The sequence below is a fragment of the Streptomyces sp. XD-27 genome, from assembly GCF_030553055.1.
Classification (GTDB): Bacteria; Actinomycetota; Actinomycetes; order Streptomycetales; family Streptomycetaceae; genus Streptomyces.
On the sequence record NZ_CP130713.1, the window covers coordinates 2,328,551 to 2,341,522 of the forward strand.

At 71.3% G+C, this 12,972-nt stretch carries 10 protein-coding genes and 1 pseudogene; 6 read left to right on the forward strand and 5 right to left on the reverse strand.

Going from position 1 to position 12,972, the window contains the following annotated elements:
- Positions 1-253: 253 nt before the first annotated feature.
- From Q3Y56_RS10220 to Q3Y56_RS10235, 4 genes and pseudogenes are all read left to right on the forward strand, one after another.
- Entirely contained in the window at positions 254-1,411 is a 1,158-nt protein-coding gene (locus Q3Y56_RS10220; protein ID WP_304461638.1) for a C2 family cysteine protease, read from the forward strand.
- Positions 1,408-1,722, forward strand: a complete 315-nt coding sequence (locus Q3Y56_RS10225; protein ID WP_304461639.1) for a hypothetical protein — start codon at positions 1,408-1,410, stop codon at positions 1,720-1,722. The genes Q3Y56_RS10220 and Q3Y56_RS10225 overlap by 4 nt, the downstream gene beginning before the upstream one ends.
- A 19-nt stretch (positions 1,723-1,741) precedes the next feature.
- Positions 1,742-2,491: a hypothetical protein gene (locus Q3Y56_RS10230; RefSeq protein WP_369696730.1), complete on the forward strand. Its 750-nt coding sequence runs from the start codon at positions 1,742-1,744 to the stop codon at positions 2,489-2,491.
- Between the two features lie 60 nt (positions 2,492-2,551).
- Positions 2,552-3,643 (forward strand): annotated as a pseudogene (locus Q3Y56_RS10235) (hypothetical protein); the annotation flags it as partial.
- Between the two features lie 125 nt (positions 3,644-3,768).
- Here Q3Y56_RS10235 and Q3Y56_RS10240 read toward each other — a convergent pair.
- From Q3Y56_RS10240 to leuA, 5 genes are all read right to left on the reverse strand, one after another.
- The gene (locus Q3Y56_RS10240) at positions 3,769-4,521 is read right to left on the reverse strand and encodes a response regulator transcription factor (protein ID WP_304461641.1); all 753 of its coding nucleotides are present in this window, start codon (positions 4,519-4,521) and stop codon (positions 3,769-3,771) included.
- Positions 4,518-5,747: a sensor histidine kinase gene (locus Q3Y56_RS10245; protein WP_304465538.1), complete on the reverse strand. Its 1,230-nt coding sequence runs from the start codon at positions 5,745-5,747 to the stop codon at positions 4,518-4,520. Before Q3Y56_RS10245 ends, Q3Y56_RS10240 begins: the two co-directional genes overlap by 4 nt.
- A gap of 395 nt (positions 5,748-6,142) precedes the next feature.
- A complete protein-coding gene (locus Q3Y56_RS10250; RefSeq protein WP_304461642.1) occupies positions 6,143-8,368 on the reverse strand; it encodes an MMPL family transporter in 2,226 nt (741 codons plus the stop codon).
- Positions 8,369-8,586: 218 nt separating this feature from the next.
- Positions 8,587-9,312, reverse strand: coding sequence for a TerB family tellurite resistance protein (locus Q3Y56_RS10255; RefSeq protein WP_304461643.1), 726 nt, complete (start codon positions 9,310-9,312; stop codon positions 8,587-8,589).
- A gap of 193 nt (positions 9,313-9,505) precedes the next feature.
- Positions 9,506-11,284, reverse strand: coding sequence for a 2-isopropylmalate synthase (gene leuA / locus Q3Y56_RS10260; RefSeq protein ID WP_304461644.1), 1,779 nt, complete (start codon positions 11,282-11,284; stop codon positions 9,506-9,508).
- 290 nt (positions 11,285-11,574) lie between these two features.
- Here leuA and Q3Y56_RS10265 point away from each other — a divergent pair, with 290 nt between their 5' ends.
- Positions 11,575-12,642, forward strand: a complete 1,068-nt coding sequence (locus Q3Y56_RS10265) for a M4 family metallopeptidase (RefSeq protein WP_304461645.1) — start codon at positions 11,575-11,577, stop codon at positions 12,640-12,642.
- Positions 12,643-12,689: 47 nt separating this feature from the next.
- Positions 12,690-12,959, forward strand: a complete 270-nt coding sequence (locus tag Q3Y56_RS10270) for a protealysin inhibitor emfourin (protein WP_304461646.1) — start codon at positions 12,690-12,692, stop codon at positions 12,957-12,959.
- Positions 12,960-12,972 lie beyond the last annotated feature (13 nt).

The following is a 12,972-nucleotide window of genomic DNA, read 5'->3' on the forward strand; positions in this document are numbered from 1 at the left end:
CGGAGCAATGGGAATGGTTGCAACCAAAGGCCCCGAACAGTGTCGAACGGAAGCGGAGTCCCCGCCACCGGATCCGCACCCGGAACCGTTATGCTCCCCCGGGCGTGATCAGTGTGTAGATCCGACTGGAAGTTAAACGAGAATTCACGGGGGCAAAACGTGGCGAATAAGGACAGTGAAGACGCCGCCGCGTTGAAGAAGCGCGCGGAAAAAAAAGAAGCTCGAGAAGGCGGGCTACCCGGTCGATCAGAGCATGGTCTTCCTGGACGAGAAGGCGCCGGACGGCAAGAAGATCGACGAAGCCTTGAAGGAACTGAAGGGGCTGGAGGGTGACGACTTCGGCCTCAACGGTAACCGCGACGAGCTCGAAAAAGTCGCCAAAAAGCTCGATGGCCTGACGGGCGCGGAACTCGATGCGGTCATCTCCAAGGCGGACGCCAAGGACCTCGCCCACTACGACAAGTTGGCCAAGAACACCGAAGGCTCGTGGCTTCTCAGCGAGAACGGCTTGGAGAAGGACGACCGCAGTACCACCTACGGCCGGTGGCTCTCCAGGATCAGCCCGCACAACTTCGACAAGTTCACCAAGGCCTTTCCCGGAGTCCAGCCGACCTTCACCAACAGCAACCCGTACAAGAGGCACGGTAACGACCAGAACGGCCAGACGAACTCCGGAATCCACTGGCAGAACCCGTCCGACCCCCTGTTCAACGGGGAGCCCTCGGCCGACGACATCAACCAGAATCAGTTCGGTGACTGCTGGTACGTCGCGTCCCTCGCCGCCGTCGCACAAAAGGACCCTCAGTTCATCAAGGAGGGAATCAAGGAGAACGCGAACGGCACCGTCAGCGTGCGCATCTGGGACGAGGACGGCAATCACCGCTGGGTCACCATGACCCCCGATCTGCCCACCGACACCAACGGGGATCCCATCGGCACCTACGGCAACGGCTCAACGTGGTCGGCCTATTACGAGAAGGCGTTCGCGCTGTCGTACACGGACGAGAAGGGCGAGACCGGCTACGGCGGCATCGAGGGTGATGACCCCAAGGAGTCCGCGCCGTACCTCACGGGGAACGAAGGAGACGACATCACCAAGAATGGTGGCTTCCTCTGGCTCGAGGAGAAGGAGGACAAGAACCTGGAGTCCTTGAAGGAGGCATTCGACGCGGGGCACCCAGTGACAGTATCCACTCCGGACGACGAGAGCCTGGAGAAGGACGTCCCCAAGGAATGGGGCCGTTCCTACTCCAGCAACCACGCCTACTACGTCCGCGGATTCACTGACGATGGGAAGATCATCCTCGGCAACCCTTGGGGTGTCAGTGACTACAAGCCGATCGAAGTGAGCCAGGAGCAGTTCAACAAGTACTTCGGGTGGCCCGAGAAATACGACATGCCGAATCGGTGAGTGAATTGACTGAACATGTGAAGTACCCGTTCGAGGTGGATGGCCGCTGGGCGGTCGCTTACCACGTGCCGTACAAGGTCCGCCACGAAGGACGCTCGTACGCGGTCCTGGCAAGGATCTTCGCCAAGCCCTCGGTGCACGGCCAGATTCAGGTGGGTTGCGAGGGTGAAACGGTCGCCGATTACGACAACCTGACACCAGGTGATGTCGTGGAGATCGCCGGCGATGAGTGGCGCGTCGCGGCGGTGGAGTACCGGACCCGCATTGTGCTGGAGCGCGTGCGCGGCAGCGAGGGAAATGCGGATGCGTAGGCGCGGAATCGCAGCGGTCATGCCGGCTGTGGCGCTGTTCGCGCTGGCCGGCTGCGGCTCCTCCGATGGCGGTGGCGCGGACGGCCCCTCGGACGATACGAGTTCGGCGGCGGCCCGCGACAAGGGGCCGCTGTGCGTGGGGAAGGCCTCGGCCGAGGGCCTGCATGTGCTGCGCGGCGGCGGCTACCGGCTCCCGGGTGGCGGAGCTGTCCAGTACGAGACGGCGCAGTCCGACGGCATGACGCGCACCGCCGGGCTGCGTGACGGTGCGAGCTATCAGGACGGTCAGAAGAGCCAGACGGTCAAGCCCGGCCAGCGGGTGACCCTCTCCGGCCACGCCTACACCGTCAGCCAGATCTGTTCCTACCGCGTGGTCCTGTGGCCGGAGGACGCCAAGGACAGGGCCAAGGCCGCCGCCGCGCCCGCCAGTATGAAGCCAGTAGGCGGCAAGGCCGACGAGCGGCTCTGCTTCACCACGAACCCCGCCGTCCGTGCCGCCGCCGCGAAGGCGTTTCCCCCCAAGGGCGGCAACTGGTCATTGCTCAACAACGGCGGTGTGACCCGGCTCCACACGGGGGGCTCCGTCGCCGTGTTCTCCGCCGATGCCGACAAGAAGACCGCGACCATCTCGGAGAACTGCACTGGTATCACGGTGGCCGACTACGAGGACGTCACGATCGGCGACACCCTCGAATTCGCCGGCGTGGAGTTCAAGCTCACCGAAGTGACGGAGGACGGCGCGGTGCGGTTGACCAGGACGAGCGCGTAGGTCTCCACTGTGTGTTCGAATCACTGTGTCAATCTTGGTTGACGCGGCTATTCTCGCTCGATGATTCCTTCTTTAAGGAAGGCGCGTCGTGCGCTCCGGACAGCAGGGCGCACGCTCCGGACCACGGGGCGTGCGGTCGCGCGGCGGTGGTGCGATCCTCGGTTGAAGTGGCCCAAGCGGATCGCGCTGGGCCTCGCGGTCGTTCTGCTGGTGCCGTTGATCAGCGCCGGGATCGCGTTGCGGCTGCTGTACGCGGGCGATCTGAAGTCCGGTACGCAGACGCGCGGCCGCGACGCGGTCTGGCTCGGGCACGCATGGGTCGACGGGCGCAAGGGCGACGCGGAACTCGCCGAGTTGGTGCGGCGGGTGCGCGGCACCGGGATTCGGGATCTGTACGTGCACGCGGGGCCGCTTGAGCACGATGGCACCCTGCCCGACAACCTGTACCCGGCGGTCGACTGGCTGGTCGAGGCGGTGCACCGGGAGCTTCCGGGCGTGCGGGTGCAGGCGTGGCTGGGGGACGTACTGGCCACCGAAGGCCCGAAGGGGATGCGGCTGGGCGACGCCGGCACCCGGCGCGAGGTGGTGGCCTCCGCCCGGCAGGTGCTGGACGCGGGCTTCGAGGGGGTGCACTTCGATCTGGAGCCGCTGCATTCGGGCGACGGGGACTATCTGACTCTGCTGGACGGGTTGCGGGCCATGACGCGCGCCCGGCACGTGCCGCTGTCGGTGGCGGCGCACAAGATCGATCCGCTCCCCGCCCAGCACACGGTGGCCGGGTTCGTCACCGGGAGCCCCGTCTTCTGGTCGCAGAGGTACTTCGGGGCGGTCGCGCGCCGGGTCGACCAGATCGCGGTGATGTCGTACGACACGACGATGCCGCTGGAGAGCCTGTACGGCGGCTACGTGGCCCATCAGACCGCGCTGGCGCTGGAGGTGACCCCGCAGAGCACCGACCTGCTCATGGGGCTGCCCGCCTACCACACGGACGACTTCGGCCACCGCGAGTCCGCCGAGACCGTGCGGGCGGCGGTCCGCGGCATCCGGCTGGGGCTCGGCCGCGAGGACCGGCACCGGGAGCGGTTCGGGGTCGCGCTGTATGTGGACTTCGCGGCGACGGAGGGGGACTGGAGCGCGTATCGGGAGGGGTTCGGGCGGCTGTCCGAGGGGCGGCGGCCTCGGGGGCCGCAGCCTCAGCCCGGTGGTTCTCCCGGGGGATCCTCCGATGCCAAGCCTCAGCCCGAGGGTTCTCCCGGAGGATCCCCCGACGCCGAGCCTCAGCCCGAGGGTTCTCCCGAGGAGGCTTCCGTCGGGCACGATGCCGGTGTCACCAGGCCCGACTCGTAGGCCGCGACCACCAGTTGGGCGCGGTCGCGGGCGGCCAGCTTGCCCATGATGCGGCTGACGTGCGTCTTCGCGGTCAGCGGGCTCAGGTGCAGCGCCTCGCCGATCTCCGCGTTGTTCAGGCCGCGGCCGACCAGGGTGAGGACCTGGCGTTCGCGTTCGGAGAGGGTGGCGAGGGCCGCGGTCGGCGGGGCCGCCGGGGGTGGGGCCGCGGGCAGGCGCAGGACGCGGGCGATGAGGCGGGCGGTGGGGCCGGGAGACAGCAGGGCCTCGCCTGCGGCCACGGTGCGGATGGCGTCCAGGAGTTCGGCGGGGCGGGTGTCCTTGACCAGGAAGCCGGAGGCGCCCGCGCGCAGCGCCTCCACGATGTGCTCGTCGGTGTCGTACGTGGTCAGGGCCAGGACCCGGACGTCCGCGAGGTCGGGGTCCTGGGCGATGCGGCGGGTGGCCTCGATGCCGTCCACGTCGGGCATCCGGATGTCCATGATGACCAGGTCGGGGCGGGCGGCACGGGTCTGGGCCACGGCCTCGCGCCCGGTACCCGCCTCGCCCACCACCGTCATGTCCCCCGCCGAGTCCACGAGCATGGCGAACGCGGCGCGGACCAGGGTCTGGTCGTCCGCCAGCAGGACCCTGATCGGGGCGCCCTCCGGCCGCGTGAGCCCCGTGGGCCGCGTGGTGGTCATGGCTTCTCCTCGTGATGCGAGCCGGCGTCCAGCGGGAGCAGCGCGGTGACCTGGAAGCCTCCGGTCTCGTGCGACCCGGCGTCCAGGGTGCCACCCACACTGCGGGCGCGTTCCCGCATCCCCGCGATGCCGAAGCCGACCCCGCCGGTGGGCGGCTCGGCCGCCCCGCCGGTGACCGCCCCGCCGGTGGGCGGCTCGGCCGGTGCGCGGCCCGGGCCGGTGTCGATGACGGTGACGCGCAGGGCGCCGGGCGGGCGGGTCCGTTCGACCCGTACCCGTATCCGTACGTCGGGGCCACCGTGCCGTACCGCGTTGGTGAGGGACTCCTGGACGATGCGGTACGCGGCGGCGCCGACCGCGGCGGGTACGGGGGCGGGCTCCCGGTCGCCGGGCAGGACCGCCAGGTCGACCTCCGCGCCGGCCGCCCGTGCGGTGTTGGCCAGGTCGGGCAGCCCGTCGAGGTGGGGCAGCGGGTCCCGGCCGTCGCCGCCGGGGGCGTCGTCGGCCCGCAGCACCCGCAGGGTGGTGCGCAGTTCGGCGCGCGCGTCGCGGCAGGTGTCGGCGATGCCGTCGAGCGCCGTGGCGAGCGCGGCGCGGTCGAGTCGCTCCGGATCGGCGATCAGCACGTGGGCGGCGACGGAGGTCTGGACCCCGATGAGCGTGATGCTGTGCGCGAGCAGGTCGTGGAGGTCGCGGGCGATCCGCAGCCGTTCCTCGGCGACCCGCCGGGCCGCCTCCTCCTCGCGGGTGCGTTCGGCGCGCTCGGCGCGTTCCACGATGGCGGCGATGTACCGGCGGTGGATGCGGACGGCGTCCCCGAGGACCACCACCGCCAGCACCCAGCCGGAGCTGCGCAGCATGTCCACGCCCGCGTGCGGTGTCTCACCGGTCGCCATGATCGTGACCATGATCCCGATGACGGTGCCGACGGTGAGGTACGCGCGCAGCGGCGGTCCGGTGACGGCGAGGGTGAAGACGGCGACCATCCCGGCGGGGACGACGGCGAGGTGCACGTTGTCCATGGCGTGGTACGGGCCGACGAGCAGAACGACGGCGACGGTGACGAGCATGGGGCTGCGGCGGCGCTCGATCAGCGCCACGGCGCTGGCCACGAGCAGCAGCCAGCCCAGGATCCCGGGGCGGTGCCCCTCGCTCTCCGGGAGGACCGACGCCAGGACGCACTGGAGCGTGAGCACGGCGGCGGCGAGCGCGGCGTCGGTCCGCATGCGCGCGAGCGCCCCGCCGCGGGGGCTGCCGTGCAGGGCCCGGAGGGCCCTGTCCAGCGCCCCGCGCGGCCAGGGCCCCGGCGGTGCGGCTTCGGTCGTGGGGTGGGCGGTCACCGCCCCATCCTCCGCGACGGCACCGCGCCCGCGCCACGCGCCTGTTGTACGCGCGCCGGTCCCTGGATGCGCACCGGCCTCCGTACGCGCGCCAGTGGCTGGGTGCGCGGCGGCCTCCGTACGCGCGTCTGCGCCCGGACCCGCGCCGTCCCCCGTACGCACATCAGCCCGCGTGCGCGCACCACCGCCCGTACGCGCGTCAGCCCGTATACGCCCACCGCCGCCCGTACGCGCACCGATGCCGGTACGCGTACGGGTCGGCGACACGCCAGGACCGTCCCTCACCGGGTCCCGGTCCCGGCCCGATCGGCCAGCGAGTGGTCGGCCACCGGGTCGTCCGCCACCGGACGATCCTCCACCACGTGCAGGCCGCGATCGGCCTCGGCCGCCGCCGGTCCCCCCGGCCCGTTCCCGGCCGCGCGGACCCCCGTACCGCGCACACCCGCCCCTCGGAACAGCGCGCCCGGCCACCACACCCACCGCCGCAGCAGCAGGCTCGCCGACGTCACCAGATAGGTCCGTACGAGGAACGTGTCCAGCAGCACGCCCACCGCGATGACGAAGCCCAGCTCCACCATCATCACCATCGGCAGCGTCGCCAGGACCGCGAAGGTCGCGGCCAGCACCACGCCCGCCGAGGCGATGACCCCGCCGGTGGTGCGCAGCGCGGTGACCGCCGCCTGCGGGACGTCGGCGCCGCGCAGCGACTCCTCGCGCATCCGGTGCATCAGGAAGATGCCGTAGTCGACGCCGAGCGCGACGAGGAAGACGAAGGCCAGCAGCGGCAGTCCGGAGTCCATGCCGGGGAAGCCGAAGACCGGCTCGAACACCAGGCCGCCCAGGCCCAGGGCCGCGCCCCAGACGGCGACGACGGCGGCGACCAGCATCAGCGGGGCGACCAGGGAGCGCAGCAACAGGACGAGGATGAGCAGGACGGCGGCGAGGACGAGGGGGACGACCACGGCCCGGTCGCGGGAGTTGGTCTCCTCCAGATCCAGTTTCTGCGCGCTGGGGCCGCCGACCAGGGCCTCCGCCCCGTCGATCCGGTCGAGTCCGGTGCGCAGCCTGCGGATCGTGTCCAGCTCGGCCGCCGACTCGGGGGTGTCCGCGGCGACGACGGTGATCTCGGTCCAGCCGCCGCCGCTGCGGCCGCGCTCCGCCGCCGCGACCCCGTCCGTCGTACGGGCCCGTCGCAGCGCCTCGTCGGCGTGGTCCGTGCGGGCGAGGACGTCGATCGGCTGGCTGCCGCGCTCGGGGTAGGCGTCGGCGAGGGTCTCCATCGCGGACACGGACTCGGGCTTCTTGGTGAAGGTGTCCTCGTCCTTCAGGTCGCCCGGCAGGTTGAGGACGCCGAGGGCGAGGGCGCCCAGGAGTACCGCGCCACCGGCCAGGACCCGGCCCGGCCGCCGCCCGGCGGAGCTGCCCATGGCGGCGAACAGGCTGCGCCGGACGCGCGGTTCGCTGCCGTACGCGGGGATCAGCGGCCAGAAGACGCGGCGGCCGCACAGCACCAGCACGGCGGGCAGCAGCGTCGTCATGGCGGCGAGCGCGCAGACGACGCCCACCGCGCCGACCGGGCCGAGTCCGGCGCTGCTGTTGAGGTCGGCGGCCAGCAGGCACAACAGTCCGGCGGTGACGGTGCCCGCGGAGGCGAGGACGGCGGGGCCGCAGCCGCGCACGGCGGCGCGCATCGCGTCGTACGGGCGCGGGTGGCGGCGGAGTTCCTCGCGGTACCGGGCGACGAGCAGCAGCGCGTAGTCGGTGCCCGCGCCGAAGACCAGGACGGTCATGATCGACGCGCTCTGGGTGGTGACGGTGAGGTCGAAGCCCTGGACGAGGGCGTAGACGACGGCCCGCGCGGTCACGGCGGCCACGCCGACGACGAGCAGCGGCACCAGCCACAGGAACGGGCTGCGGTAGGTGATGATGAGCAGTACCGCGACGACGGCGACGGTGGCGATCATGAGGGTGCCGTCGATGGACTCGAAGACCTCCTTGGCGTCACTGCCGAGCGCGCCGGGGCCGCCGACCTCGACGCTCAGCCCGGCCGGGTGGCGCTCCACGGCGTCCCGTATGTCCGCCACGGCCTCGGTGCGCTGGTCCTCCTCGGGCAGCCCGGTGAGCGACAGCGGGTACATCAGCGTCGCGCCGTCCTTGGCCGGAATGCCGCGCGGACGGCCGTCGCCGGCCGGGCCGGCCAGCTCGTAGGTGTCGGCGATGCGGCCGGTCTGCTCGCGGGCGGCCTGCCGGTCGGCGGCGGTCAGCCCGCCGTCGCGGTGGTAGACGATGACCAGGTCGGTGGACTCGCCGCCGGGCAGGGCCTCCTGGACCTTCGCGACCTGGGTGGAGTCGGCACCGGCCGGGAGGTAGTCGACGGCCTTGTCACGCTGGACGTCGGCGAGCTTTCCGGCGAACGGGAGGGCGAGGGCCAGCACGGCGATCCACAGGGCGAGGAACGCCCAGGGCACGGTGGTGGCCCGTCTGCTGGGCGCGCTGGGTGTCTTCATGCGCACCAGACTTCCGGGCGGCGGGGCGCGGATCGTCGGGCGGGCGAGGGAGATCGCGGCTACCCCCGCGGGTGCGCGGCGGGCCCGGTACTCCCTGGGGAGTAATCAGACCCGGGGCTGCGGCCCACTCCCTTCGCGGGGCTTCGCCCCGGGCCCCGGAACGCCCTTCGGGCGTTGCCCTCGATCCGGGAGGTCCCCCCAGACGGGCCGGGGTTCGCTCACGACGGCGTACGCGTGGCCGCCAGCAGCCGTTCCGTGTCGTCGGGGCAGATCGACAGCGCCCTGCCCACCGTCTCCAGCACCGCGCGCTCCGCGGGCCGGTACGGTCCGTCGGCGACCGCGATCCGCGCGCCCTGCAGCAGGATGGTCTCCCGCCCGGCCGGGGCCAGGTGCGGCGCCAGCGGCTCCAGGGCCTCGTGCAGCTCTATGGCGAGCGCGGTGCCGCACGGGTCGAGGGCCCCGGCTCCGCTCCCGGGGCTCTGGGAGCACATGCCGGGCAGCCGGCCGGTGTCGGCGGCGAGGGCCTCGATGAGGGCGAGCAGCTGCTCCTCGCTGCAGTCGGCGAAGCCCGCGGCGCGCACCGCGCCGACGGCGGCCTGCCGCACCGGGCGGGCGTCGGTGCCGCCCGCGGCGAGCACGGCGAGCGCCACGGTGTGCACGGCGTCCCGCAGCATCGCGGAGAACCGGGTGGTGGTGGGGTGGTCGAGGGCCTCGGTGCCGAACCGGCCCCGGCACGAGGTGCACTCCACGACCGGCGCGACCTGGCCGCGCGGGAGCAGCGGGACGCCGAGGACCACGATGCGGCGGCGGCCGGTCCGGCGCCGGTAGTTGCGGTCACCACCGCAGCCGGTGCAGAAGAACTCGCCGTCGCCGACGGTCCTCCAGAGCGTGCGGACACCCACGACGCACAGGTCGCGGGTGTGCCGGCTTTCCGCGTGCACCACGTCGCACCTCCATCACGATTCGGCAACGTCGCCGCGTTGACGTGATGTTAGCCACATCGATGTTGTGCCGTCAGTACCCCGTACGGAGACAACAGGCCAAACGCCGGGTCCCTGCCCGCCGGGCGCGGCAGGCAGGGACCCCCGTACGAGTGAACGCCGGTCGGCGCACCGGGTTAACGGCAGCGGAGGGGCGTCAGCGCTCCGACCGGTTGACCGCCGAGACGACGGCCTTGAGCGAGGCGCGCGTGGTGTTGGCGTCGATGCCCATGCCCCACAGCACCTTGCCGTCGATCGCGCACTCGATGTACGACGCGGCCTGGGCGCTGGCGCCCTCGCTCATCGTGTGCTCCTGGTAGTCCAGCAGCCGGGCGTCCACGCCGATGGCGGCCAGCGCGTCGAAGAACGCGGAGATCGGACCGTTGCCGGAGCCGGTCAGCACCGTCGGGACGCCGTCCACGACCGCCTCGACGGTCAGGGTGTCCGTGCCGTCGGTGTCCGTGGTGGTCTGCCCGGTCCGCAGCTGGATGCGGCCCCAGCGGGCCTCGGGGTTGTCCGGGTTCGGCAGGTACTCGTCCTGGAAGGTGTCCCAGATCTGGGCCGGGGTGATCTCGCCGCCCTCGGCGTCGGTCTTGGCCTGAATCGTCTTGGAGAACTCGATCTGCATCCGGCGCGGCAGGTCCAGCTTGTGGTCATTCTTCAGGACGTAGGCGATACCGCCCTTGCCGGACTGCGAGTTGACCCGGATGACCGCCTCGTAGGACCGGCCCACGTCCTTGGGGTCGATCGGCAGGTAGGGGACGGCCCACTCGATCTCGTCGACCGTCTTGCCCTGCTCCTTCGCCGAGACCTCCATGGCCTCGAAACCCTTCTTGATGGCGTCCTGGTGGGAGCCGGAGAAGGCGGTGTAGACCAGGTCGCCCGCGTAGGGGTGGCGCGGGTGGATCTCCATCTGGTTGCAGTACTCGGCGGTACGGCGGACCTCGTCGATCTGCGAGAAGTCGATCTGCGGGTCCACCCCCTGGCTGAACAGGTTCATGCCCAGGGTGACGAGGTCGACGTTGCCGGTCCGCTCGCCCTGCCCGAACAGGCAGCCCTCGATCCGGTCGGCGCCCGCCATGATGGCCAGCTCGGCGGCGGCGACGGCGGTGCCCCGGTCGTTGTGCGGGTGGACCGACAGGCAGATGTGCTCGCGCCGCGACAGGTTGCGCGACATCCACTCGAAGCGGTCGGCGTGCGTCGACGGGGTGGAGCGCTCCACGGTGGCGGGCAGGTTGAGGATGATCTCGCGCCCCTCCTCCGGCTGCCAGACGTCCATGACGCCCTCGCAGACCTCCAGCGCGAAGTCCAGCTCGGTGTCGGTGAAGATCTCCGGGCTGTACTGGTAGCCGAAGACGGTCTCGTCGCCCAGCAGCTTGTCGGCGTACTCCATGACCAGCCGGGTGCCGTCGACCGCGATCTGCCTGACCTGCTCGCGGGAGCCGCGGAAGACCACCCGGCGGAAGACCGGGGCGGTGGCGTTGTACAGGTGGACCGTCGCGCGGTGCGCGCCGACCAGGGATTCCACGGTCCGCTCGATCAGTTCCTCGCGCGCCTGGGTCAGGACGGAGATCGTCACGTCCTCGGGGATCGCGCCCTCTTCGATGATCGACCGGACGAAGTCGAAGTCGGTCTGGCCCGAGGAGGGGAAGCCGACCTCGATCTCCTTGTAGCCCATCCGTACCAGCAGGTCGAACATCTCGCGCTTGCGGGCCGGGGACATCGGGTCGATCAGGGCCTGGTTGCCGTCGCGCAGGTCGGTGGAGAGCCAGCGGGGGGCGACGGTGATGCGATGGTCCGGCCAGGTGCGGTCGGGGATGTCGACGGCCTCGTACCGGCCGTACTTGTGGATCGGCATCCCGGACGGCTTCTGAGTGACGGTCGCCGCCGTGATGGGGGTGGGGCGGCCGACGGTGTTCTCAGGCGTGGAGGTCATGATCTGCGCGGGCTCCTGTCGAAAGGGCTTCGACGGCCGACGGTGGGCAACACCGGACTCCGCGGGGAGGGGGTCGGCCTATGACTACAGGCCCTCGCCGCGGCAGCTAAGGAGAAGCAGCCCGAAACGCATGATGGGCAGCACGATAGCCGAGGCGCCGAGGAATGGTCGTTGCGTTTCAGTATGCGGGACGCCGGTCGGTTACGGCAGAAACGTGAGGGACCACTCGAATTCAGGAATCCCCGATGTGAGCAGTGACACTCCGGTGATGCGATGCCACATTGCGTTGTATGGATGCCACCGAAGGACACCCCGCGCCGGTCTTCTGCACGATCGTCCCGCCGCACGTGCTGGACAAGCTGGCGCGCGCCGACGACCCCGTACTGCACGAGCCGGCCCGCCGCACCCTGGAGCGGGACTCCCTGCACCGCACTCGCCGCCGCATCACCACGGTCCGCGGCGTCGCGCCCCGCACCGGGACCGCGGCCGCCGAAGGCCCGCAGCGCACCGTCTACGACGCCCAGCACACCGAGAGCCTGCCCGGGAAGAAGGTGCGCGGCGAGGGCGACGACGCCTCCGGCGACGAGACCGTCAACCGCGCGTACACCGGGCTCGGCGCCACGTTCGAGCTGTTCCTGTCCGGCTACGGCCGCCACTCCATCGACGGCTCCGGGCTGCCGCTGGACGCCACCGTCCACTACGGCGAGAACTACAACAACGCCTTCTGGGACGGCGAGCAGATGGTGTTCGGCGACGGGGACGGCGAGATCTTCCTCGACTTCACCATCCCGATCGACGTCATCGGCCACGAGCTGACCCACGGCGTCACCCAGCACACCGCCAACCTGGAGTACTTCGGCCATTCCGGCGCGCTCAACGAGTCGGTCTCCGACGTCTTCGGCTCGCTGGTCAAGCAGCACACGCTCGGCCAGACCGCCGCCGAGGCCGACTGGCTGATCGGGGCCGGGCTGCTCGCCCCGCGCGTCACCGGCAAGGCCCTGCGGTCGATGAAGGCCCCGGGCACGGCGTACGACGACGACGTCCTGGGCAAGGACCCGCAGCCCGGCCACATGGACGACTTCGTGGACACGAGCGAGGACAACGGCGGGGTGCACATCAACTCCGGCATCCCCAACCACGCCTTCTACCTGCTCGCCGACGCCCTCGGCGGCCACGCGTGGGAGCGCGCGGGACAGATCTGGTACGACGTGCTGACCGGCGGCGAGCTGGCGGCGAACGCCGAGTTCACCGACTTCGCCCAGCTCACGGTGGCCGCCGCCGCGGCCCGGTACGGAGAGGGCGACGAGCGGAGCGCGGTGCTCGCGGCGTGGCGCGAGGTGGGCGTTCCGGCCGAATAGCGCCGTTACGAGCGGCGGGGGCGCCGGGACGGAGTGAGGATGGAGCCATGCGAATCACCGTGATCCGTTCCGGCGGCTTCGCCGGTATCACGCGCCGGGCGGAGCTGGACACCACCGACCGACCCGACGCCCGCCATGTGGAGGCCCTGGCGCACCAGGCCCTGGAGACGGACCAGGGCGCGGCGCCGCGCGGCGTGCCCGACGGCTTCCGCTACGAGATCACCGTGGACGGCAGCCGCACGGCGCACTGCGCCGACCCGCACCTGAGCGACGCCCAGCGCGAGCTGGTCCGTACGGTGCTCAAGGAAGGCGCGTGACCGCGGGCCGGAG

Excerpts from the sequence above, each read along its gene's own strand:
- Q3Y56_RS10220 (WP_304461638.1), top strand. The coding sequence starts at position 254 with ATGGTCTTCCTGGACGAGAAGGCGCCGGACGGCAAGAAGATCGACGAA.
- Q3Y56_RS10230 (WP_369696730.1), top strand. The coding sequence starts at position 1,742 with ATGCCGGCTGTGGCGCTGTTCGCGCTGGCCGGCTGCGGCTCCTCCGAT.
- Q3Y56_RS10240 (WP_304461641.1), bottom strand. The coding sequence starts at position 4,521 with ATGACCACCACGCGGCCCACGGGGCTCACGCGGCCGGAGGGCGCCCCG.
- Q3Y56_RS10245 (WP_304465538.1), bottom strand. The coding sequence starts at position 5,747 with ATGCGGACCGACGCCGCGCTCGCCGCCGCCGTGCTCACGCTCCAGTGC.
- Q3Y56_RS10250 (WP_304461642.1), bottom strand. The coding sequence starts at position 8,368 with ATGAAGACACCCAGCGCGCCCAGCAGACGGGCCACCACCGTGCCCTGG.
- leuA (WP_304461644.1), bottom strand. The coding sequence starts at position 11,284 with ATGACCTCCACGCCTGAGAACACCGTCGGCCGCCCCACCCCCATCACG.
- Q3Y56_RS10265 (WP_304461645.1), top strand. The coding sequence starts at position 11,575 with ATGGATGCCACCGAAGGACACCCCGCGCCGGTCTTCTGCACGATCGTC.
- Q3Y56_RS10270 (WP_304461646.1), top strand. The coding sequence starts at position 12,690 with ATGCGAATCACCGTGATCCGTTCCGGCGGCTTCGCCGGTATCACGCGC.